The sequence below is a fragment of the Sphingomonas sp. CROZ-RG-20F-R02-07 genome, from assembly GCF_022662335.1.
Lineage (GTDB): Bacteria > Pseudomonadota > Alphaproteobacteria > Sphingomonadales > Sphingomonadaceae > Sphingomonas.
On record NZ_JAKNQJ010000001.1, the window covers coordinates 265,858 to 288,082 of the forward strand.

Annotated in this window: 22 protein-coding genes; 10 read left to right on the forward strand and 12 right to left on the reverse strand. The window is 66.2% G+C overall.

Annotated elements, in window-relative coordinates:
* Positions 1–2,544 (forward strand): TonB-dependent receptor, encoded by a 2,544-nt coding sequence (locus tag L8H00_RS01200; protein WP_242095393.1) that lies wholly within the window; start codon positions 1–3, stop codon positions 2,542–2,544.
* Positions 2,545–2,547: 3 nt separating this feature from the next.
* Here L8H00_RS01200 and L8H00_RS01205 read toward each other — a convergent pair whose 3' ends face one another.
* The gene (locus tag L8H00_RS01205) at positions 2,548–3,495 is read right to left on the reverse strand and encodes a cell wall hydrolase (protein ID WP_242095394.1); all 948 of its coding nucleotides are present in this window, start codon (positions 3,493–3,495) and stop codon (positions 2,548–2,550) included.
* Between the two features lie 285 nt (positions 3,496–3,780).
* Here L8H00_RS01205 and L8H00_RS01210 point away from each other — a divergent pair, with 285 nt between their 5' ends.
* The 7 genes from L8H00_RS01210 to L8H00_RS01240 all read left to right on the forward strand — a co-directional run bounded on the left by L8H00_RS01210 (position 3,781) and on the right by L8H00_RS01240 (position 11,691).
* Entirely contained in the window at positions 3,781–5,103 is a 1,323-nt protein-coding gene (locus L8H00_RS01210) for an MFS transporter (protein WP_242095395.1), read from the forward strand.
* Positions 5,100–6,218 carry a metallophosphoesterase gene (locus L8H00_RS01215; RefSeq protein ID WP_242095396.1) on the forward strand — a complete coding sequence of 373 codons (1,119 nt, stop codon included), beginning with the start codon at positions 5,100–5,102 and terminating at the stop codon, positions 6,216–6,218. Before L8H00_RS01210 ends, L8H00_RS01215 begins: the two co-directional genes overlap by 4 nt.
* Entirely contained in the window at positions 6,215–7,465 is a 1,251-nt protein-coding gene (locus L8H00_RS01220) for an arsenic transporter (protein WP_242095397.1), read from the forward strand. The genes L8H00_RS01215 and L8H00_RS01220 overlap by 4 nt, the downstream gene beginning before the upstream one ends.
* A gap of 16 nt (positions 7,466–7,481) precedes the next feature.
* On the forward strand, positions 7,482–7,928 hold the full coding sequence (locus L8H00_RS01225; RefSeq protein ID WP_242095398.1) for a DMT family transporter: 447 nt from the start codon (positions 7,482–7,484) through the stop codon (positions 7,926–7,928).
* Positions 7,929–8,047: 119 nt separating this feature from the next.
* Complete coding sequence (locus tag L8H00_RS01230; protein ID WP_242095399.1) at positions 8,048–10,471, forward strand: TonB-dependent receptor; 2,424 nt, start codon at positions 8,048–8,050, stop codon at positions 10,469–10,471.
* The gene (locus L8H00_RS01235; RefSeq protein WP_242095400.1) at positions 10,471–11,169 is read left to right on the forward strand and encodes a phosphatase PAP2 family protein; all 699 of its coding nucleotides are present in this window, start codon (positions 10,471–10,473) and stop codon (positions 11,167–11,169) included. Before L8H00_RS01230 ends, L8H00_RS01235 begins: the two co-directional genes overlap by 1 nt.
* Before the next feature lie 291 nt (positions 11,170–11,460).
* Complete coding sequence (locus L8H00_RS01240) at positions 11,461–11,691, forward strand: hypothetical protein (protein ID WP_242095401.1); 231 nt, start codon at positions 11,461–11,463, stop codon at positions 11,689–11,691.
* A gap of 233 nt (positions 11,692–11,924) precedes the next feature.
* On the opposite strand, the gene L8H00_RS01245 is transcribed toward L8H00_RS01240, so the two are convergent.
* The 4 genes from L8H00_RS01245 to L8H00_RS01260 form a co-directional block, all read right to left on the reverse strand.
* A complete protein-coding gene (locus L8H00_RS01245; RefSeq protein ID WP_242095402.1) occupies positions 11,925–12,188 on the reverse strand; it encodes a hypothetical protein in 264 nt (87 codons plus the stop codon).
* A complete protein-coding gene (locus tag L8H00_RS01250) occupies positions 12,185–12,574 on the reverse strand; it encodes a hypothetical protein (protein ID WP_242095403.1) in 390 nt (129 codons plus the stop codon). Before L8H00_RS01250 ends, L8H00_RS01245 begins: the two co-directional genes overlap by 4 nt.
* Before the next feature lie 117 nt (positions 12,575–12,691).
* Complete coding sequence (locus tag L8H00_RS01255; protein ID WP_242095404.1) at positions 12,692–12,973, reverse strand: hypothetical protein; 282 nt, start codon at positions 12,971–12,973, stop codon at positions 12,692–12,694.
* The gene (locus L8H00_RS01260; protein ID WP_242095405.1) at positions 12,970–13,512 is read right to left on the reverse strand and encodes a hypothetical protein; all 543 of its coding nucleotides are present in this window, start codon (positions 13,510–13,512) and stop codon (positions 12,970–12,972) included. The genes L8H00_RS01255 and L8H00_RS01260 overlap by 4 nt, the downstream gene beginning before the upstream one ends.
* A gap of 4 nt (positions 13,513–13,516) precedes the next feature.
* Between L8H00_RS01260 and L8H00_RS01265 the strand changes: the two genes are divergently transcribed.
* Positions 13,517–13,741, forward strand: coding sequence for a hypothetical protein (locus tag L8H00_RS01265; protein WP_242095406.1), 225 nt, complete (start codon positions 13,517–13,519; stop codon positions 13,739–13,741).
* Positions 13,742–13,817: 76 nt separating this feature from the next.
* On the opposite strand, the gene L8H00_RS01270 is transcribed toward L8H00_RS01265, so the two are convergent.
* Both L8H00_RS01270 and L8H00_RS01275 read right to left on the reverse strand, forming a co-directional pair.
* On the reverse strand, positions 13,818–14,282 hold the full coding sequence (locus tag L8H00_RS01270) for a hypothetical protein (RefSeq protein WP_242095407.1): 465 nt from the start codon (positions 14,280–14,282) through the stop codon (positions 13,818–13,820).
* Positions 14,282–14,818, reverse strand: a complete 537-nt coding sequence (locus tag L8H00_RS01275) for a hypothetical protein (protein WP_242095408.1) — start codon at positions 14,816–14,818, stop codon at positions 14,282–14,284. The genes L8H00_RS01270 and L8H00_RS01275 overlap by 1 nt, the downstream gene beginning before the upstream one ends.
* A 50-nt stretch (positions 14,819–14,868) precedes the next feature.
* On the opposite strand from L8H00_RS01275, the gene L8H00_RS01280 reads away from it, so the two are divergent.
* On the forward strand, positions 14,869–15,984 hold the full coding sequence (locus L8H00_RS01280) for a glycosyltransferase (RefSeq protein WP_242095409.1): 1,116 nt from the start codon (positions 14,869–14,871) through the stop codon (positions 15,982–15,984).
* A gap of 248 nt (positions 15,985–16,232) precedes the next feature.
* Here the strand turns inward: L8H00_RS01280 and L8H00_RS01285 are convergent, their stop codons facing one another.
* Genes L8H00_RS01285 through L8H00_RS01305 form a run of 5 tightly spaced genes read right to left on the reverse strand, consistent with a single transcriptional unit; the run spans position 16,233 to position 22,225 of the window.
* Complete coding sequence (locus L8H00_RS01285) at positions 16,233–18,533, reverse strand: hypothetical protein (protein WP_242095410.1); 2,301 nt, start codon at positions 18,531–18,533, stop codon at positions 16,233–16,235.
* Between the two features lie 13 nt (positions 18,534–18,546).
* The gene (locus L8H00_RS01290; RefSeq protein ID WP_242095411.1) at positions 18,547–19,443 is read right to left on the reverse strand and encodes a tail fiber domain-containing protein; all 897 of its coding nucleotides are present in this window, start codon (positions 19,441–19,443) and stop codon (positions 18,547–18,549) included.
* Positions 19,440–19,928, reverse strand: coding sequence for a hypothetical protein (locus tag L8H00_RS01295; protein WP_242095412.1), 489 nt, complete (start codon positions 19,926–19,928; stop codon positions 19,440–19,442). Before L8H00_RS01295 ends, L8H00_RS01290 begins: the two co-directional genes overlap by 4 nt.
* A 15-nt stretch (positions 19,929–19,943) precedes the next feature.
* A complete protein-coding gene (locus tag L8H00_RS01300; RefSeq protein WP_242095413.1) occupies positions 19,944–20,486 on the reverse strand; it encodes a hypothetical protein in 543 nt (180 codons plus the stop codon).
* A complete protein-coding gene (locus L8H00_RS01305) occupies positions 20,483–22,225 on the reverse strand; it encodes a hypothetical protein (protein ID WP_242095414.1) in 1,743 nt (580 codons plus the stop codon). Before L8H00_RS01305 ends, L8H00_RS01300 begins: the two co-directional genes overlap by 4 nt.

Here is a 22,225-nt window from a genome sequence, read left to right on the forward strand (position 1 = left end):
ATGGCGCTGGTGGCGGCAGCGATCGCCGCGCCGGCCTTCGCGCAGTCCGCCGCGAGCCCTGCGCCGCAGCCGGGGGATCAGCCCGCCGCCGCCCCCAACACGCCGCAGGCGGCAACCGCGAACGGCCCGGCGAGCGTCGACGACATCGTCGTCACCGCGCAGAAGCGCAGCCAGAGCCTGCAGGACGTGCCGATCGTCGTGACGACGGTGAGCCACCAGTTGCTCCAGGATGCGGGCGTCAAGGACATCAAGGATCTGGCGTTGCTCGCCCCCGGCCTGCTCGTCACCTCGACCAGCAGCGAGGCCTCGACCACCGCGCGAATTCGCGGAATCGGTACGGTCGGCGACAATCCCGGCCTCGAATCCTCGGTCGGCATCGTGATCGACGGCGTCTACCGTTCGCGCAACGGCGTCGGCTTCGGCGATCTGGGCGATGTCGAGCGGATCGAAGTGCTGAAGGGGCCGCAGGGCACGCTGTTCGGCAAATCCGCGACGGCCGGCGTCATCAACATCATCACCGCGCTGCCGCAATTCACCTTCGGCATGGATGCCGAGCTGACCGCGGGCAATTACGGCGCGATGGGCGGTGCGGTCGAGGTGACCGGCCCGGTGAGCGACAAGCTGGCCGCGAGCCTCTATTTCGCCGGCCGCGAGCGCGACGGCTATTTCGACGTGAACACGGGCGCGGGGCCGCGCACCAAGAGGGACGACACCGACCGGCATTTCTACACCTTCCGCGGGCAGCTCCTCTACAAGCCGACCGACACGCTGACGCTGCGCCTGATCGGCGACGTTTCGCGCCGCGACGAGCATTGCTGCATCGCCGTCATCACGCGCCCCAGCCAGGCGCCGGCACCCAACCTCGCCAACAATCTGGTCGCGGCACTGGGCGGCAACGACGGAAACCCCGCCACGCCTTATGACCGCAACGCCTATTCGAACCGCGACGATCGCCAGCGGACGCGCGACCAGGGTGTGTCGCTCCAGGCCGACTGGCAGGTCGGGCCGGGAACGCTGACGTCGATCACCGCCTATCGCGACTGGAAGATCACCGGCGGCTTCGATGCCGATTTCTCGACCGCCGATCTCGATTACCTGCCCGACAATGACAGCAATTCGAGCCAGTTCCGCACCTTCAGCCAGGAACTCCGCTATGCGGGCACGTCCGGCAAGCTCGACTATCTCGTCGGCGGGTTCTTCTCCAACGAGAAGCTGCGCCAGAACACCAGCGTGCTCGTCGGCAGCCAGTTCACGCCCTATCTCAGCCTGCTCTTCTCCTCGCTGGTCGAGGGCAAGCCCGATCCCACCTTCCTGCGCACGGGGCTCACCTTTCCGTTCGTCGGCGGCGTGAACTATGCCGCCGATTCGGGATCGGTCGATCGCTATCGCCAGACCGACGACACCTATGCGATCTTCACGAACAACACGCTGCACCTGACCGACAAGCTCGATTTCAACGTCGGCCTTCGCTACACGTGGGACGACAAGTCGCTGAACACGGCGAGCACCAATATCGGCGGCGGCGCGGGTTGCGGCGCGGCCAATGCGGCCTTCGGGATTCTTGCGCGGGTCAATCCGGCGGCAGCGGCGCAACTGGCCGCCGTGAACGGCACACTCTGCCTGCCGTTCCTGAGCCCGGGCTACAACAACTTCACCGACTATCAGTCGGAGAATGAGCGCAACCTGTCGGGCACGGCCAAGCTCGCCTATCGCTTCAGCCGTTCGCTGCTCGTCTATGGTTCCTATGCGCGCGGCTACAAGGCCGGCGGGTTCAACCTCGATCGCGTCGAATGCACCGTCGGCCAGCCCGGCTGTGCGCCGGGCAGCGCCGCGGTGAACACGCCGATCACCAACACCGGTTTCCCGAAGGAAACCAACGACTCGTTCGAGCTGGGCCAGAAGGCGACGCTGTTCAACCGCAAGGTGCTGTTCAACACGACCTTGTTCTACCAGAAATATGCCGGCTTCCAGCTCAACACCTTCAACGGGCTGGTGTTCGTGGTGGATTCGGTGCCCCATGTCGTCAGCAAGGGGATCGACGCCGATTTCGTCTGGTTCGCGACCAACCGGCTCAATCTGCAGGGCGGCGTGACCGTGGCGGATACGCGCTATCACCTGTCGTCGAGCGAGCTCGCCGATCTCGTGCTGCGGACGGACTTCCAAGGCGGTGCGCGGTCGCGGCTGTCGCTGGCACCCCTCTACTCGGCGTCGCTGTCGGGCACCTACACGCAGCCGATCGGCGAGACCAAGCAGTTGCGCCTCACGATCGGTGCGAAATACTCGTCGGGCTACAACACCGGATCGGATCTCGATCCCGGCAAATACCAGACGGGCTATACGCTGACGAACGGCCGGCTGGGCTTCGGTCCGACCGATCACCGCTGGAGCGCCGAGGTCTGGGTCGAGAACATGTTCGACACCAACTACAAGCAGGTGGCGTTCGACTCCGGCTTCCAGAACGTGCCGACCAACGCGACCGGCGTGCTGGACGCGTTCCTGGGCGCACCGCGCACCTTCGGCGGCACGCTGCGCTTCCACTATTGACGATCAGGTGCGGTCGGCGGGTTCCCCGTCGGCCGCCATCGTCTCGGCGGGAGACTGGGGCGGGGTCATGCCGCGGTGGATGCGGACCCCCGCCGTCATCGATGCGCCGGTCGCCGGCATCGCCGCCGCGTGTTCGCGGTGGATGGTGACGCCGGCCTGCTGCACCAGATCCATGGGGAACGCGGCCTCGGGCGCGAAGGGCGCCGGGGCGCTGCCGCCGGTCGCGGGCTCGAGGCCCGAATAGCCTTGATGGAACGACAGCGATCGGGCGAGCGCATCGTGCCAGCGATAGAAGATATGCGCGCCGATGCTGCCGATCCGCGACAGGCTGGGCGCCCACCAGGGTGAAACCGCCTGAGTGTGGTAGAAGACGGCCGCGCCCACCGGAGCATAGACGTTGCCGGACAGCGCCGCTTCCGCCACCGCGCGCGCGCGTTCCCATGCGTGCGGTTCGCGGCGCGCCATCAGCGCACCGTCGCAGGTGAAGGTGAACTGACACCCCGACGAGCGGGTGCCGCGCTGATACACCACCCCGCACACGCTTTTGGGAAACGCGCGGTCGCGCACCCGGTTTAGCACCACCTGCGCCACCGCGCGCTGGCCGTCGAGCGGCTCCGATCGCGCCTCGTAATAGACGGCCTGGGTCAGGCAATCGGTCGCGCGGCTCGCGTCGTCGGCGCTGCGGGCGGCGGCGAGGAAGGGCGGGGCGGAGGCGATGCGCGCGGCGAAGCGGGGCGTGGCGCCAGCAGCAGCGGGCACGGCGTCGTCGGGCACGCGAAGCGCCAGTGCCTGCAGCAGCGACCGCGAGTCGAGCGCCCGCGGCCGGGTGGAGGCGACCGTCCGCGCCGCGTGCTCCGACGGCACGCACGACGTGACGACGCCGAGGGCGCTCACGAGCAGGAATTGTCTATACATCATGCCCGCGCCGATCGCCGCCGAAGCGCCGACCATAGGAGCGGCTGGTTAGCGGCCGGTTAAGCCGGATCGGCGGCCGGGCGCTCCGCCGTTAACCTTTCTAAACAGAAGCTGAACGATGATGTTCAGCGGCGATTGCGGCCGTCCGGCTAGGAACGGCGGCAAGGTTCTTGCGGATGTTCGAACGCGAGCTTTCGCCCCGTTTTCAACAGCGTGCATCCAACAGCCGAACGACACGCGATTATAATATATGACAAATAACGACCGGCCTGGACCTTTCGCCCATCACTTGGGTTAAGCGCGGGCAGCGAGGAGCATGGCATGGCGACGATGGCGGTCCCGAGCGGGGGTGGTGACGCTGCGGGGACGAAGGGGGGCGACACGAAGCGCGCTACTCGCGCGCTTCAGGCGCTGAACTTCAGCATGGCGGACATGCAGGCGGGCATCGGCCCGTTCCTGGGCGTGTTCCTGCAGCAGCGCGGATGGCAGACCGGGCCGATCGGCACGGTGATGACCGCGGGCGGCGTGGCCGGCATGCTGATGACCGCGCCCGCCGGTGCGTTCATCGATCACACCGAGAAGAAGCGCTGGGTCGTCGTCGTCACCGGCATCTGCACGGTGCTCGCGTCGTTCCTGATCCTGTGGTCGCAGACCTGGACCGTGGTGACGATCAGCCAGGTCGCGACCGCGATCGCCGGTGCCGCCATCGGCCCCGCCGTCGCCGGCATGACGCTCGGCATCGTCCGGCAAAAGGGTTTCAACGCGCAGAACGGGCGCAACCAGGCGTGGAACCATGCCGGCAACATGGTGGGCGCGGGGCTTTCGGGCTGGCTCGGCTGGAAGTTCGGCATGCCGGCGATCTTCTATCTCGCGGCCGGTTTCGGCGTGCTCGCCATCATTTCCGTCCTGTCGATCCCCGAGCGCGCCATCGACCATCGTGCGGCGCGCGGGCTGGAAGGCGAGGGTGGCGACGACGACGCGGGCGGCAAGGCGGAGGGCTTCAAGGTCCTGATGCGCAACAAGCCGATGCTGATCCTGGCCGCGGCGCTCGCCTGTTTCCATCTCGGCAATGGCGCGATGCTGCCGCTGTACGGGCTGGCGGTGGTCGGCGCGGGCAAGGGCAATCCCGCGATGTTCACCGCCATGACCGTCGTCGTCGCGCAGGCGGTGATGATCGTGACGAGCTTAATCGCCATGAAGGTGGCGGCCGGCCGGGGCTATTGGCTGGTGCTCCTGATCTCGTTTGCGGCGCTGCCGCTGCGCGGGTTTCTCGCCGGAACCTTCATCGAATATTGGGGCGTGTGGCCGGTGCAGGCGCTCGACGGGATCGGGGCCGGGTTGCAGAGCGTCGCGGTGCCGGGGCTCGTCGCCTGCCTGCTCAGCGGCACCGGGCGCGTAAACGTCGGGCAGGGCGCAGTGATGACGGTGCAGGGCGTTGGCGCCAGCCTGTCGCCCGCGATCGGCGGGTGGCTCGCGCAGGAACTGGGCTATCACGTCGCCTTCTTCATCCTCGGCAGCTTCGCGCTGGCCAGCCTCGCGCTGTGGATCGGTTTTGCCGGCACGCTGCGCCCGGCCTGCTCGCCCAAGCACGACGGTGACGGGGATGGCGATGGCGGGGAGCCCCAGCCGGAGGCCGCGCGATGACCGCGACGATCGCCTGGGTCCATGTCGGAGACCTCCACATCGACGAGGCCGATGGCTGGCAGAGTCTCGATCGGCTGGAGACCATCGTCGGGCAGGTGAACACGCGGATCGGCCGGGATGCCGATTTCGTGTTCCTGCCGGGCGACAACGCCAATCATGGCACGCCGGAGCAATATGCGCGGATGATCGAAGCGCTCGCGCCGCTCGACTGGCCCTGGCGCGCGATCCCCGGCGATCATGATTTCGAACCGCACGATCTGATCGCCTACGAGGCCGCGATTCCGCCCGCGAACCGGCCCGAGGCGGAAACGATCGGCGGCTATCGCTGCGTGTTCCTCGACATCGTCGGCGACGGCGCGGGCGGCCCCGATTTCCGCGTGACGACGCACCACCGCAACCGGATCCGCGAGGAACTGGCGCGGGCCGAGGCGGCCGGGCAGATCCCGCTCGTCTTCATGCACGCCTATCCCGGCGATCTCGCCGCCGATGGCGACGAGATCGCGCGCACCTTCGCCGATGGCGGCGTGGCGTTCGTCGATACGGGGCACACCCATTATAACGAACTGCTGAACGACGGCCGCACCGTCTATGGCGCGACTCGTTCCACCGGGCAGATCGAGGAGGATGACGGCCGGCCGGGGTTCACGATCGTCTGCCTCCACGACCGCGTCCCGAGCTGGCGATTCCGCCGGCTGGATGACGCCTGGCCGCATGTGCAGATCGTCGCCCCCTGCGACCGGCGGCTCGTGACCCGGCCGTCCGACTCCCATCAGGTGCCGCGACCGGGGCCGGTGACGATCGTCGCCAGGCTCTTCGGCGCCGGCCCGAACGCGGCGGTGTCCGTGTCGATCGACGGCGGCCCGGCCGCCACGATGACCCTGGTGGACGGCGCCTGGCAGGCGGAAACGATGCTGTCGGAGGGCTTGCGGCGCGTCGAGGTGGCTTGCGGCACCGCGCGCGATCGGATCGAGCTGCTGGTGCGGGACGTGATGGACATTCCCAAACGCCGGCCGCTGGTGGCGCCGGGGATCGACTGCCACGCGGTGGGTGCGTGGCCCGAGGCCGGGATCGATGGATCGCAGCGCGGCCCCAACAAGAATGGCGGTGGCTGGTGACCTTGGCGACGGGGGCGACATGGGCCATTGCCGGCCTGTCCACGGCAGGCGTGATCGGCCGGCCGATGCGCTGGCCCGAATGGATCTGGGCGGTCGCCGGTGCGGTGCTGCTGGTGTTCGCGGGCCTGATGCCGATCGGCGCCGCGGGCGACGCGATCACCAAGGGGCTCGACGTCTATCTGTTCCTCACCGGCATGATGCTGCTGAGTGAAACGGCACGCGAACATGGCGTCTTCGACTGGGTCGCGGCCACCGCGGTCAACGCCGCCAACCGGTCGCGGCCGCGGCTCTTCGCGCTGGTCTATGCGACGGGCGTTATCGTCACGACCTTCATGTCGAACGACGCGACCGCGGTGGTGCTGACGCCCGCGGTGTTCGCCGCCGCCAAGAAGGCCAAGGCCGAGCCGCTGCCGCTGCTCTTCGCCTGCGCGCTGATCGCCAACGCGGCCAGTTTCGTGCTGCCGATCTCCAACCCCGCCAATCTCGTTCTTTATGGCGGCCATATGCCGCCGCTCGGCCAGTGGCTCGGATCGTTCGCGCTGCCGTCGCTGGCCTCGATCGCCGTCACGTTCGTGGTGCTGCGCGTGATCGAACGCAAGCGGATCGCGGGCGAATGCGAATGCGACGTGGAGCGCGAGGCGCTGTCGCGCGGCGGCAAGCTCGCCTTTGCCGGGATCCTGCTGACGGCGGTACTGCTGGTGGCGATGTCGGCGCTGGACCAGCAGCTTGGCCTGCCGACCGCTTTGGCGGGCATCGCCACCGCACTCGCGGTATCGGCGATCGCGCGCCGCTCGCCGATCGATCTCGTGAAGAGCGTCTCGTGGGGCGTGCTGCCGCTGGTCGCCGGGCTGTTCGTGCTGGTCGAGGCGCTGGACCGGACCGGCGTGATCCGGATGGTGGCCGATGCGATCCGGCACGGCGCGCAGGATCCGACGCGAACCGCGGCGGTGGCGGGCACCGTGCTGGCGTTCGGATCGAACCTGATGAACAATCTGCCCGCGGGGCTGATCGCCAGCACGGCAGTGCTTCAGGCGCAGCCGCCGCGGCTCGTCACCGATGCGCTGTTGATCGGGGTCGATCTCGGACCCAATCTGTCGGTGACGGGCTCGCTCGCGACGATCCTCTGGCTCCAGGCGATCCGCCGCGAGGGCGAGAACGTCACCTTCGCCGCATTTCTCAAGGTGGGCGCCGTCGCGATGCCCGCCGCGCTCCTCGCCGCGCTCGGCCTGCGGCTTCTGATCGGCTGAACAAGGAAATCATCGCATGAACGCTGCCTGGGCCTATCCCTTCATCTTCGCTGCCGGCATGTTGCAGGCGGTGGGCGCGGCCATGGGCGGCGAGCTCAACAAGTCGCTGCAGAACCCATGGCTCGCCACCTCGGTCTCGTTCATGCTCGTGCTGTTCGCGACGGTCGCGCTCTTCGCGTGCATGCCGCGCCCGCTGCCGACTGTCGGTGACTTCGCGTCGATGCCGTGGTGGGCGCCGTTGGGCGGCATCGTCGGCGCGGTCGCGGTGTTCGCCGGCTTCCTGCTGATCCAGAAGCTGGGGGCGGGGCCGGTCAACGGGATCACCATCACGGCCAATATCCTCGCCAGCCTCGCCATTGATCATTTCGGGCTGCTGCGCATGGAACAGCATGCGATGAACCCGTGGCGGGCGCTGGGCGCGGTGCTGATGGTGGCGGGCGTGACGCTGATCGCCAAGTTCTGATCGGCGTTAATCTCCCTGAAAAATTCCCAATGTCCGGCCGGCCGGGCGTTTTGTAACACAACTGACTTCGGTTCTTCCTAACGCCGCCACAAAGGTACTGGCCTTAGGGGGACCGACACATGACCAATCTTCGCAAACGGGCATTTGCCCGTTCGATGGCGCTCGGCACGAGCACGCTGGCGTTCTGCTTCGCACCCGCCGGCGCGCACGCCGCGGACAAGCCGGTGGCGTCCGGCGCCGAAGTCGCGCGCGACACGTCCGCGCCCGCGCCGCTCCCGGCCGCCGAGGATCCCCAGACGCGCGGCGATGGCATCGCCGAGGGTTCCGACATCGTCGTGACCGCGACGAAGGCGAACGTGATCGCGCCCGTCACCGCGTCGCTGAAGACCACGCAGCCGCAATCGATCATCTCGCGCAGCTTCATCGAGGATTCGCTGCCCGCGACCGCCGATTTCAACCAGATCGCGCTCATCAGCCCCAGCGTGTCGAACACCGGATCGGCCAACGGCATCGGCCTGTCGGAATCCAAGGCGCAGATCCGCGGCTTCCAGGACGGCGAATACAACGTCACCTATGACGGCGTGCCGTTCGGCGACACCAACGATCCGACGCACCATTCGAACACCTTCTTCCCGTCGAACACGGTGGAAACCGAGATCATCGATCGCGGCCCCGGCAATGCCAGCCAGCTCGGCCAGGCGACGTTCGGCGGCAATTTCAACCTGTTCAGCCGCGCAACGCGCGAGAATGCCGGCGCCGAGTTCAAGGGCACTTATGGCAGTTTCGACACCTATCTGCTGCGCGGCCTCGTCCAGACCGGCGCGATCGACGCGCTCGGTGGCACCGAGATGGTGTTCAGCGGCCAGCACATCCATTCGAACGGCGCGCGCACCTACAGCCCGTTCAATTCGAACAACGTCTTCGGCAAGATCGTCATTCCCGTGGGACCGTCGGCGCGGTTGACGATCCTCGGCACTTATAACGAGAACACGTTCAACCAGCCCGACAATGACGGCGTAACGCTCGGCCAGGCGGCGCTCTACGGCAAATATTTCAGCCTCAACAACGATCCGAACACGCAGGATTATTATGGCTACAACCACACGCACAAGACGACCGATTTCGAGCTGGTGAAGTTCGAGGCCGAACTCGCCCCGCATTCGGTGTTCGAGAACCGCGCCTATACCTACAGCTACGACAACGAGACGCTGTCGGGCAACGACGTGACGATCTTCGGCACGGCCTTCCCGACGGCGACGGGTCAGGCCACCGCGGCGCAGGTGGCGGCGGCGGTGACGGCGGCGAACGTGGTGACGATCTCGCCCGCGGCCGTCGCGACCAAGGCGGTGACCGGCGCTGGCGTGCCCGGCTATACCAAGACGAACAAGTACCGCGTGTTCGGCGACATCGCCAAGACGCGGATCGATTTCGGCTTCGGTGCGATCACCGCGGGCGCGTGGCTCGAATTTTCAAACACCTATCGCCAGCAGCGCGACGTGAACCTCGTCAACATGGCGCCCAACTATATCGAAAAGGCGGTGACCAACCCGGCGACGGGCGCCGTCACGCCGCAGAACGTCAAGTTCGACCAGAAGAGCGAGACGAACCACACCGAGGAGTTCGTCGAACTGGAGCTTCGCCCGATCGACGGGCTGACGATCACGCCCGGTTACAAGCATGTCGATTTCCAGCGGCGGATCGATGCGCTCTACAACCAGACGACGCGCTATGCGCAGTCGCAGCGCAACGACTACGTCGCTGACCTGCCGTTCGCGACGATCAACTACGCGATTACGCCGGGCCTTTCGGTTTATGGCCAATATGCCAAGGGCTTCCTCGCGCCGCCGCTGAGCGTGCTTTACGTCGCCAATCCGAGCCTTTCGACCGTGGAACCCGAGCGCTCGACCAATTATCAGGCCGGCGCGGTCTATCACGGCCAGAATCTCAGCATCGACGCCGATGTCTACAAAATCGATTTTAAGAACAAGTTCGCCTCGGTCACCTCGGCGACGCCGGGCGTGGGCGTCGTGTATTTCAACCAAGGCGCGGTGACCTACAAGGGTGTCGAGGGGCAGGTGACCTATGCGCTGCCACGCGGCTTCGCGGTCTTCGCCAACGGTTCGCGCAACTATGCCAAGACCGACAACGCCGGGGCGCCGCAGCAGCAGGTGGCCAAGGCGCCCGAATGGACCGCCGCCGGCGGCCTCCTCTACAAGAGCGGACCGATCCGCTTCTCGCTGATCGACAAATGGGTCGGCCACCAGTGGTTCATCGCGCCGCCGGGCACCACCGGCACGAGCTACGACAGCCCCGTCTATCAGAGCAAAGGCTATAACACCGCCATCGTCTCCGCGCGGTACGACATCGGGCCGATCCGGCTGGGCATCGAAGTCACCAACCTGTTCGACTCCACGCGCGTGACCAGCATCAGCCAGGGCAAGGGCGTGACCGATCCGGTCTCGAAAGCGACCGTCTATCCGTACGACCAATATATCTTCCAGGTCGGCCGCGCGTTCACCGGCGACATCACGGTCACCTTCTGATGAAGCCCCTGTTGTTGCTCGCGCTCGGGCTGGCCGCCACGGCGGTGGCCAAGGAACCGAAAGACGCTTCGCTCTTCACCGCGTCGGATCTCGATCCGGCGCTGGTGCTGCCGCCGCCGCCCGCACGCGACAGCGCCCAGGCGATGGCGGAACTGGCCGAGCTTCGCACCGCGGAACGCACGCGCACCGCGGCGCAGGCCGCCGCGGCCAAGGCGGAGGGCGAGATCAAGGATGCGTCGATCTTCGCCGCCGCGATCGGGCCGGGCTTCGATCTCGCCCGCCTGCCCGCCACCGCGCGGCTGATGGCGATGGTGCGCGCGACCGAGAAGGCGGTGACGGCGCGCGGCAAGGACGAGTTCCGCCGTCCACGGCCCTGGGTGATCGATCCCCGGCTCGCCACGTGCAAGCGCAGCGAGGGCGAGCCGCTCTCCAGCTATCCGAGCGGCCACACCACCAGCGCCTATGCCTATGCGGGCACGCTCGCCCGGCTGTTCCCCGATCGCGCCGCACCGATCCTGGCGCGCGCCGCCGGCTATGCCGAGACGCGCATCACCTGCGAGCAGCATTTCCGCAGCGACGTGACCGCGGGGGAAGCGCTGGGGTTGCTCGTGGCCGAACGACTGTCGGGCAAACCCGCCTTTGCCACGGCCTATGCTGAAGCCGCGGCCGAACTTCGTGCGAACCGGCTCATCCCCTGAGGGGATGCGCTTGGTCAGATGGACCGAAAGATCGCGACTGCACCATGACCAAGTCGTTGAAAAACCTGGCTTGGTGACCCCTACGGGAATCGAACCCGTGCTTCAGCCGTGGAGCCGTAATCTCCAACGATATCAACGTCGTTTGCCCGCTTGGCTCCCGAAATCGGCGCCATGCAAATCAATGGCTTACGCCACCGGGGGCAAGGGGCAGGGCTAATCGCCGAGGCGATCTGGGGTTGCGTTGTTGGAGAACATAGTAAGAACATGTGGCTCAACGACTCGGAGCCTGACGTGTCCTCTCGTGCCAACCTCGTCCCGATCGCGGAGAAGCGCGGGCATAGCCTTACGCACCTATCGCGGCTGCTCGGCCGCAACGCCGCCTATCTCCAGCAGCATGTTGCGCGCGGAGCGCCCAAGCGCCTCGATCCGGACGATCGCCGCCGGCTCGCGATCTATCTGGAGGTGGACGAGCGCGAGCTTGGTGCGCGCGATCCTTGGGTGCCCAATGCCCCGCATCCCTGACGCGGGGCACCCGCATACCGAGCGCTTTGCGGAAGATCTCTACGTCCGGACACCGTCCGCCGGCTGGCCTGCGCCTTTTACCGGCCGAGCCGGCGTATGGGAGCGAGAGCCTCCAGAGGTTCGCGTTGCGTTTCGTGATCGAGCGCGGCGGTTCATCGCCGGAGATCTCAGCGTCGCGCCGTGGTTGCTGCTATAGCGGCGACATCGGCCGACATGGTGGCGGCCGATGCGGATCAATGGATTGGCGCGTCCGGATCGAAGTCGTAGCCGAGCTTGTGGAGCGTGAAGGTGCTGCCGTCCGGCCGGCGAACGTCGACATGGTTCGTGCCCCATGAGAGGCTATCGCCCTCGGCGATCTGAGGGCCGTCCTCCGGCACGAAGAACGCGACCTTGCTTGTCTCGGTGGCGCCGGTCAGGACCTGCACCTTAGTCGCGGGCTGGTTCGTATCCGGGACCGAAGCCCCGGATACTAGCCATGCGATGCCGGTGCGGATCACACCAGCCCGAGCGCGTGGAGCAGCGCCAAGCCGAGCTTGACGATCGGCGTCTGCTTCATGGTGGCGACCACCTCTTCGACCACCATGCCGGCGAACTGCTCGGCATCGGCGATGGCCGCGCTGACGCCGCCCTTCGCCGCCTCGGCGATGACGACATCCTTCACGATGGAGATGGCCTGGGCCTTCTTTTCGGCGCCAGTGAGGGTCGTCGATTCGGCGGTGGTGACCGCCTTCAGTGCCGCGGCGCCGATCGGATTTCCGGTCTGAGCGGCCACGGCGACCGCAGTGGTGATCGCCGACGTGGCGGCGGTCGCCAAGCTATGGCCGTCGGCCTTCAGCTGCGCGAGCTTGGCGGACGTGACGAGGTGCAATCCGAGAAAGGGCATGGGTAGGCTCCATTATTGAACGACGGATGACGCGCGTGTTCAGCCGCCGTCGCCGGCTGGCGCGTATCGGGCCAGCCATGAGGCTGGTCGGATGGGTGTTGGCGCTGTGGGCGCGGTTCAGGCGGGCGGCAGCGGGCGAGCCGGCGCAGGAGCGTAGAGGGCCTCCACCCAGCGCCAGTGCGTCGCGCGCGCGCGGAGCGCGCCCCATCCGGCGGCTCCGCCAGCGACGACGAAACCGACAATCTGTTCGGCGATAGGCGCCACGGCGCTGGATGCCGTGTCCTGATCGATCCAGCCGCGGTGTGCGAAATATCCGCCAGCGATGGTGAGGCCGTGCCGCACGAGGGCGCCCGCAACTGCCCGTTCTGCCGTAGCGGCCGGCGTCGGGACGCCGCTCACGACGTGAGCCCCATCATGCACTGCAAGTGCTCCCGCTGCCGGCGCAGCGTCAGGCCGCGAACCGATACGAGCTTGCCGTCCACCCGCGCCTTGTTCCACGGCATGAATAGGTCGCATCCACCGTGCCAATCATCGCGGTTGAAGTGGATTGCTGCGCCCGATCGGCAGAACGCGGTCACGCCGATGTTGTGCGCGAGCCGAGTGGACGCCGCCCACTGGTACGGACGCGAGCGGAGCCCTGGCACGCACGCGGCGACACCATCCTGTTCCAGCTTCACGTCCGCGGTGAGGGTCGCCTCGCACTGCGCGTCCGTGTGGAGCGTGCCGACCTTCGACGTGCGATCGGCGTGGCCAAAGCAGTAGGTCGGGATCTTCGCCACATCGAGATACGTGCGGTTGACCTTGCCTTCGTCCGGCTTGATGCCGGCGACGGCCAGCGCCGCGGCCATTGCAGCAACGCCGGCCAGGCCGGCTCCGCTTGCGATCTTCTTCCCGGCGCCCGCGCCAGCGGCGGGGGCAGATTGGTAAGGAATGCTCATTGTCATGTTCCTTTGGCAAGTGGAGGGCGCGCATGAAGTGGAGGATGCGATGCTCGTCGTTGTGCTTGCTATGCTGGCGATCGTGATCGCCGCTGGGGTCGTTTTCGTTCGAAGGCAGCGGCGCGAGACCAGGCAGGCCGCTTCCCGGATCAGGCGATCGGCGAGGGTGCATGCCGACTGGGACGCGATGCTTGAGAGGCGGGACGCCGCCGATCGCGATGCCCGCTAGGCGCTGCACTTTGCGCGTGACGGCGGCGCCCCGCCCGCGAGGGGCGGCTTGGTATTTGCCATCGATGTTCTCCTGGTTAGGGGCGGTCGCGGTCGAGCTGGATCAATGCCGCGATCTGGTCGTCTGGTGGCCGGGTGTTGACGGGCTTGCGGAAGCCGCGACGAAGCGATCGGCCGACCTCGCCGCCGGTCACGTCATCAGCAGTTTCCTCGCCCAGAACAGCGCTTGTCTTCTTCTCGGCGATGCCGATCAGGCCAGCGCCTATCGCGCCGAGCCCGGTCCCAAGCACGAGCGCCATGAGCAGGCTGGGACGACTGCTGATGACGATCCCGACGGTGAACAGCACGGTCAGCGCCGTAATCGCGAGGTCTGCGAGCCAGCCTTCGCGGCTCTTGTCTGCGAGGCCCATGTAGACCCGGACGATCACACAGGAGGACACGCCCATCACCATGGGCGCCCACTCGAACTGATACCCCGCGAGGTCGCCCATGGCAGGGGTCACGACGCCAGCCGCTGCGGCGCCGAGCAGATACGCACGCATCAGCGCCCCCGTAGATAGATGGCCCCGAAGGACATGGCGGCGACGATCACCACCACGATGAGCGGCCGGATGAGCTGCGGCAGGGTTGCCCACATCTTCATCGGCAGTGGCTCGACCCGTAGCTGCGCGTTGACGGCGCGCTTCGACACGATGCGCAGCGTCATCCATGCGAAGAGGCAGCCGATCGAAACCGGGTCGAGATAGTGCTTCAGGTTCAGGATCACCGCGCCCGTCGCCGCGTCGCGCGGATCCCAGCCGAGGATCGTCGCCGCCTCCGCCCCGCACCGGATGAAGGCGGCGAGGCTGGCGAAGATCATCGTCAGGCGCTGCGCGGTTACCGGGTGGTTCCAGCGATCGAACCGCCGCCAGCGCCATATGTCGCCGGCCTCGGACAGCAGCATCGCCGCTCCAAGGTAGGCGCCCGCCATCATGAAAAGTAGGTTGAGGGCGACCAAGAAGCGGTCGCCCCCGTAGCTGATCGGCGTAGTCGACGACGCGATCACCCGCGCCACATGGCTGGAGCCTACGGCCAGCATGGTGATGATCATCCGTTCCTAAAACCTTCCTGCCGATGTAACTCGGCTCCATGACTTTCAAGATTGCGCAACAGCGGCTCGCTTTCCTCCTGCCTCACATGACCGGCGGCGGGGCGGAACGGGTCGCGCTCAGGCTGATCCAAGATTTTGTCGCCCAGGGTCATCCGGTCGACTTGTTGCTCATGACCGAATGGGGCGAACTGCTTCCGCTGCTGCCACCCTCGGTTCGCGTCATCGACCTGCATGCACCACGCATTCGTGATGCGATCCGGCCGCTGATCCGCTACCTGCGTACCGAGCAGCCGGAAGGATTGCAGGCGTTCATGTGGCCGTTGACTGTGGCTGCGGCAGTGGCGCACCGCTTTGCGCGGTCTAAGGCGCGTCTAGTCCTGAGTGAACACATCACGCTTTCCAAACAATACAGTCACTTCAATTATGTCCGCCGTACGCTGCTGCGCAACAGTATTCGCTTTGCTTACCCGCTAGCCAGTTCGCGTGTGGCGGTATCTGTGCAGGCGGCAGACGATCTGGCAGCGGTCGGAGGGTTGGACCGAAGCAGCATCACGGTAATCTATAACCCGGTCGATCGACCATCCGATGCAGGACTCAACCCCGAATCGTTGAAGGCAGCGCGCACCGCCTGGGGTGATGCCGAGACACGGATCATAACCGTTGGAAAGCTCAAGGCGCAGAAGAACCAGGCGCTGCTGATTGAGGCGTTCGCGCTTCTTCGGCGGACCCGTCCGGCGCGGCTGGTGATCCTCGGTGAGGGGGAACTCCGCGGCGAGCTGGAGGCATTGGTCGCCGCACGCAGTCTTGGCGGCGATGTGGTGTTGCCGGGCTTCTTTACGGACCCCTGGCCCTTTTACGACGGCGCGCAGATATTCGCACTGTCGTCTCACTATGAAGGCTACCCGCTTGTCTTAGTCGAGGCGATGCGCGCTGGCCTCTCGATAGTCAGTACCGATTGCCCGAGCGGCCCGCACGAGATCCTGGACGGCGGGACTTTCGGGCGGCTGGTGCCCTGCGACGACGCGGCCGCGCTCGCACTGGCGCTGGCGCAGATGCTTGACCAGCCCGCCGACCCGGCGGTCATGCGGACACGGGCTGAGGCGCTGTCCGGGCAGGATGCTTCCGACCAATACCTAGCGCTCATGTTAAAGTAGTTATTATGCGGTTAGAAGCACTAAAATCACTCGTCATAATGCTCATAGGCTATGCTGCACTCAGAGCCTTGGGTTGGGTGGTTCGGGAAAACGACCATGAGTTCACATGGTCGTCAAGCGATCCATTTATAGAATTGTCAAACGAAGAGTTAGCGCGATTGAAGACGGTACTACAGCCGAAAGGACATGACAACGTTGCTGTATTTAGGCGGATGCTAGGTAGCGAATCGACAGACACATAAACCGGATTACGATGACGGGAAGCACCCGTTGTCACCGGCATCGGTGTTGTCGGTCATCGCGACCGGCCCCTTCGAGAAGGATGTGACGGCCGAACCTGCGCCCGCGAAGTCGAACTTCGGTCCACCTGCGCGCGCGGGGAAGCGGCAGCCGGTAATGACGTAGCGCTCGCCAGCGTTGGTGCCTTGCAGACTGACGTCCGAATTGATCTGCGCGGCTGGCCAATCGAAATCCACGTTCTTCACGCGCAGATCTTTGAAGGAGTCGCCTGAGTAAAGCTTCAGGCTGATCAGAACATCGGCCGTGCCGTCCGCGGCGCGCAATCGGCCCTTTAGCTGACCATTCTCAAGAACGACCTGGCTTGCGGTGCCCGTTCCCGTGAACCCTGCCGCAAGTCCCACGCCAGTGAAATTGCGCACCTCAAACCGATCGACGGTTTCATAGACGCCGTAGCTCCCGCCCGTGGCTTCCATGTATAGGAACGCTGCGCCGGGCTTCGCGCTGTTGTCGACATGGAGGTTGTTGATTGCAACGATCCCAACGGTGTCGTTGACGTAGAGTACGTTCAGGAACACGTCTTTTACGCGCACATTCGTGTAGAAGTCGTTCGTGTTGAGCTGGCGGTGGTTGCCGATCATGGAGCCGTTGAACATCAACGCGTTTCGCATGAGGCCATTGCCGGTCAGCTCGATATCGTTCGCGACGGTGCCGATCCCCCCGTTGTTACGGATGCCGGCGCAGAACAGTTCGCCAGGGTCTGTTTCGCTGTCGAAGTTGGCTTTGAACCGATTGATGCGGACGTTCAGCGACTGGAAGCAGCTGATGCCTTGGTAGTGGCCGTTGTAGGTGCAGTCGTCGATGGTGACCGTTACGTCGCCGACAATCGTGTCTTGGCCATTGACGTTCGCAGTTGCCGGAATGGCCAAATAGCCGATCGATCCATCGGAATGACAGCGCTCGATCTTTGCGCCGACGATTGCGACGGGATTTGCGACCCCGGTTTGAGAGACGTAGATGGTCGCCACGTTGTTAGCGCCAAGATGCGTGCGACCACCAATCCCCGACAGGTCTCGCACGGCCGTATAGCTGCGGCGAAGCTGGAACATGGCGGCAGCGTTGCCTTCGACGATCGCCTTGATGCACACCGTCTCGCCACGTCCGGCACCAACAACCTCCTGACCGTCTTTGTCGATGTGGACGATGCCCAGGTTGCCGCCGAGCGTACCATCGCCCCACGTGATGTCGGTCGCGGCGGGCAGCACCAGGATCGTGTGCGCCGGCATGAGCGTGAGCGCATTTTCGATCAGCAGATCCGCGTTGATGCCGTAGCCGGGTCCGAGGCCCCACCAGGTTGCAGGGTAGAACGGCTTCACCCCTGCAACCGCGCGAACGATCCGCCGCCAGCCACCGACTTCCCCAGCGGCCGTAGTGGCGACATAGAGGCCCTGCCGCGGGTCGCTCGCGAATACGCCGGCAGCGATCGTCGCATCGCGCAGCCAGTATCCCTCGCGCCCCGCCTCGCTGAGAAACGCCTGTCGGCCCTGCGCTTGGCCGGTGAACCCGGCCATGGTCGGGCGGTCCGAAGCCTGAAGCGGCAGCACGGCAGCCGTGGGGAGCCCCGCGACGGCGTCAGCGATGCCCTGCCGGTATTGGCCGGCGACATTGGCCGCAGTTGCAGCCGTTGCCGCGTCGCGGGTTGCGGAGGCCGCCGATCCGGCCGCGCCGGCAGCGCTCGCACCCGACGCCAACGCCGCGGCCGATGCGATATCGGCTTGCGTCTTCGCCTTCAGGAGCAGCGCCGCGAGGAGCCCCGCGCCGTCGACCTGGACGGTGACACCGCCGGTTCCGATCGTGAGCGTGACGCCCGAGACCAGCGCGCCGCCAGCGGCACCGCCCCAGCCAACCGGACGATTGGCGGGTGCGTTGTCGCTGTCGATCGGCGACGCGATTGCGCCGAACGGGCCGGCGAGACGGGTTTGCCCATCAAGCTGAAGCGCATATGCGCCCACCCAGGCATCGCCGATTTCCCCGGCGTACGGCAGGCTCTGCATGCCAGCCTTGGTGATCTGCCACACGGCCTGCCCGGTCGGAACGCCGGCCGCATCGAACGTCGTGGGCAGGACCCGGATACCGGTCGCCGCAGGATCGGTGACGGCGGGCAGGTCGAGCATCAGGACGGGATTGTCAGCTTGGCCGCGGATCTGCGCGCGCATCGCCTTGCCCGCGAGATCGACGCCGGGCACCGCGATGGGGATCAGGCATGGCTCGTTGCGCCAGCCGCCGAGCGGCTGGGTTGCGTATGGAAGCATCGATGTTTCCTGTTCAAGCGGAGGGAATTGGGCTCGGCCTGGCTTCCATCGCTGCCAGCCTGGCTTCGATGCGATCCATCCTGCGGCGCTGATATGCGGCCTCGATGGCCTGAGCGAGGTCGTAGCGGATGCCCCAGCGCTCACCGGCCGCGACGGTCTTCGTGATCTCGGGCTGCCCTTCAACGGCGACGCCGTCTTCGGCATCGTCGGCACTCACGGCCGGGATCGCGTACTGGACGACCAGATCGTGCGCGTTCCATTGGTCGAAGCAGAGGACGCCGTAGCGGTGGCCATCGATACCACCCGCGGCGAGCGCATCACGCACCTGTTGAGCGATGACGCCCCAATGAATGCGAGCATGCTCCGCGCCCTTTTCGGCCACGGCATCAAGGTATTGGAACTGCACCCACTGCACGCTGGCCCAGGCATCGAGCAAGGCGTCTTCGAACGGCAAGGGCGCCGTTTTCGCGGCCTCGTCCGACGTGCTGATCGCTCCCGAGGCGAGGTAGAAGTTCGCCCAGCGCTGACTGCTGCCGCCAAGGTTATAGGCGTTGTCGTTTGTCGGATGCAGCGCGGCAGCATCAATCCTCAGCGTGTCCTGATCGCTGACCAGGAAGCGATGGGACGATGCGGCGAACACGAGGAAGTTGCGGATGGTGTTCGCGCTGTTCGTGGCGATGATTGCGACGCCGTGGCTGTCGTCGGCCGTTGCCGCGTTGTTCTCCAGGCCGAGCGCGACGACGTAGGGGCTGGACGATGACCCCATGACATTGGCCGTTCGCAGGCCAGACGTTCCGCCAACGCTCAGGCCGGTTGTGGTGATCGGCCCCGGTGCCGCCAAGGTATCTGCGGCCTGTTGCTGTTGCGGGAGGCCATCGCCTCCCATGACCAGCGGCGCGCGCGCGGTCACAGCAGGATCGGCGGCTGGATATCGAGTTCAAGCTCGGTTGCCGAGATCGCCAGCCCTATCATGGTAACAACCTGGCCGACCGTGGTGGGCGGCGTGGCCGTGAGCTTTCCGGGATTGGCCGGATCGACGAAGTAATAGGTGCCGAAGGTCAGGCCGCCAGTGGTGCCCGCAACGGCGTCCCACTGCGCCGTCGTCGCGACGAGCACGCCGCCGGTGATCATGTTCCCGGCCGCGCTGGCGGCGATCGAGGGATCGAGCCCAAGGCCGGCAACCCGGCAGGTCGCCTTGGCGTTTGCTTGGGCGCGCTTCACCGTATCGGCTGCTGACGCATAGACCGGGGCGCCGATCACGACGGCGGCCGAGCCCTCGCCGTTGGTGACGACGCGGCTGGTATAGGTGGAGGCCGCAGCCGTGATCGTGTCGCCGGCCTGCAACTGTTGCGGCAAGCCGTCCGCGCCCATGACGAGCGGCGTCTTCAGTCCCATAGCGATGTTCCTTGGTTAGAGCAGGATCGGTGACGACAGGCGCAGACGCAGCGTCGTGACGGACACCGCCTCGCCGACGACAGCCACGGCCGAGCCGCGGGCGGTCGGCGCGGCGATCGTCAGGCCGCCGCCCTCGCGCAGGAAGTAGAGCTGACCGGGCGACAGCGCGGCCGCGCCGGCGACGGCCGTCCAGTCCGGCAGCGTGAACGCGCCGATCGCCGCGTCCACCGCGTACCCAGCCTGCGTCGCCGCTGCCGCCAAGCCGACGACGACCGCACGCGGGTAGATCAGCGCGTCAGCCGCGACGAAGCGGCCCGTCGCGCGGTTGATCGCGAGCGGCAACCCCGCCGGCACGGCCGTGTCGGTGACGAGCGTAGCAGCCGGCGGGCTGTCGGCGACCGCATAGGGCAGGCTGTTCCATGGGGTGACACCGTCGCCGACCTTGAAGCGGCGGGTGTCCGTTTCCAGTCCCACCTCGCGCGCGAGCAGCACGAAGGTGGAAGCCGCCCAGGCCGCGGCGGGGTAACCTGCCAACTGATAACGAGGGCTATCGCTCATTGTAGCTGCACCTGACCGTCATAGTTGCGGGTGCGCTTATCGACTGTCGAGATGTCCTCCCCCTGACCGGCTACAATCTCTGCCTGTGTGGCCACGGTCGCCGACAAAGCGTCAATTTCACCTTCGACAGCTGCTAAGCCCGGCACTTCGAAGGCCCACGCGTTTGCCGGCAGAGATGGCGCAGGCGGCGGCGTCGTCGTCTGTCCAAGGGCAAAGGCGTGCTTCGCCGCGGTTTCCGAACGCGCCGTGATCGTCACCACGCCGGTGCTGGCTTCCAGCGTGCGGCTGAGGATCATGACGTCCTGATGGAAGAGGCCGACTTCCGGCAGATTCACGGTGACGACGTCGCCGGGCTTGTAGCCCATCCACCGGATCTTCAGCGGCAGCGTGATCGGTCCGAACTCGCGAGCATCCTCGATATCGTACCTAGCGAGCTGCGCGACCTGCGTCGGCTGTTCGCCGGCAAAGCACTGGACCAGCGGGTACTGCACTTCCTTGCGCCGCTGGCGTCCATCGGCCGTCACATAGTCATCTACGACGATCGGCGGAGCGGATACATCCGCCCAGGTGGATGCCGTGTAGAGCCGGACCTGTCCATTGACCGTCGCCGTGACGTTGGTCAGCAGCTCGGCACGATAGCGAGGGGCAACCGCATTGATCCGATCCCGCCGCGCGGCCATGGCGACGATGCTGATATCGCCCTGCGCGAGATCGTCGCGGCCGATCGTCGCGAGACTGACGCGCGGGGCGTTGACGACGCAGCCGAGCAATGCGCCAAGGCGGAGCGGCTGGCCGCCGCCCGCCTGAAGGATGTCCTTCAAGACGTCCCAGTGATCATCACTGGTCGATCGCGTGCCACCGACCTTCCACCCGTTCGCATCGGCGACGTTGGCGCCCTCGACGAAGTCGGCCACAACGATGCCGGCGATCGGCAGCCCGGCGCCGGCCACCAGCTTGCCATTCTGCCGCCAGCCGAGACACCACGTCAGGCCGACGTCATAGGGGTTGTCCGACCACTCCCAGGTCGTCTCGTCGTCCGACCGGTGGGCGCCGACGCCGCCGGGGTAGGTGCCGTCCTTGCGTGGTTGGTAGCAGAGAACGCCTTTGCCACGCCATCCGCAGGTCGGGATCGACGTGAATGTCGTGCTGCTCTTCGAGTCGTATTCGAAGGTGGTGATGATCGCCGCCTTGCCCGACAGCTTGCAGCTGGCGTCCCAGTGCCACGGATCTCGGGGGCCGACAGTCAGGTAACTGGGCTCGGGGCATAGGCCCAGCTGTCGTGCCTCGTGGAACTTGCCTTTATCGGGCATGTCCACCACCGTTCCCACCACATCGCGAGCAATGTTGTCGACATAGAGCTGATCGATCGAGTGCACTGGGCCGATCGACCAATGCGTCACCTCGGTCTGGTACTTGTTCTTGTCGTCATAGGCCTGCCGGTAAACGATGTGGCCCGAGTTGCAGGCTTCCCCGAACACGATATCCATGCCGGCATTCGGATCGGCGGCCCAAGCATCGGGAGACGCACTGGATAATCGTTTGGCGGTAAGCGCGCTGCCCGCTGCCAGCGCAGCCGCGGCGAAGCTCGCTACCTTTGCGATCGTCGCGATTGTGGTTGCGATGGAAGAGCCCGCAAATCCCGCACCGAACAGGCCTATGGAACCCGCGGCGCCCACGCCTGTCGCAATGAGCGCTACACCGCCGACGATCTCAGCCGCGGTTGCGAGGAAGTGCGACAC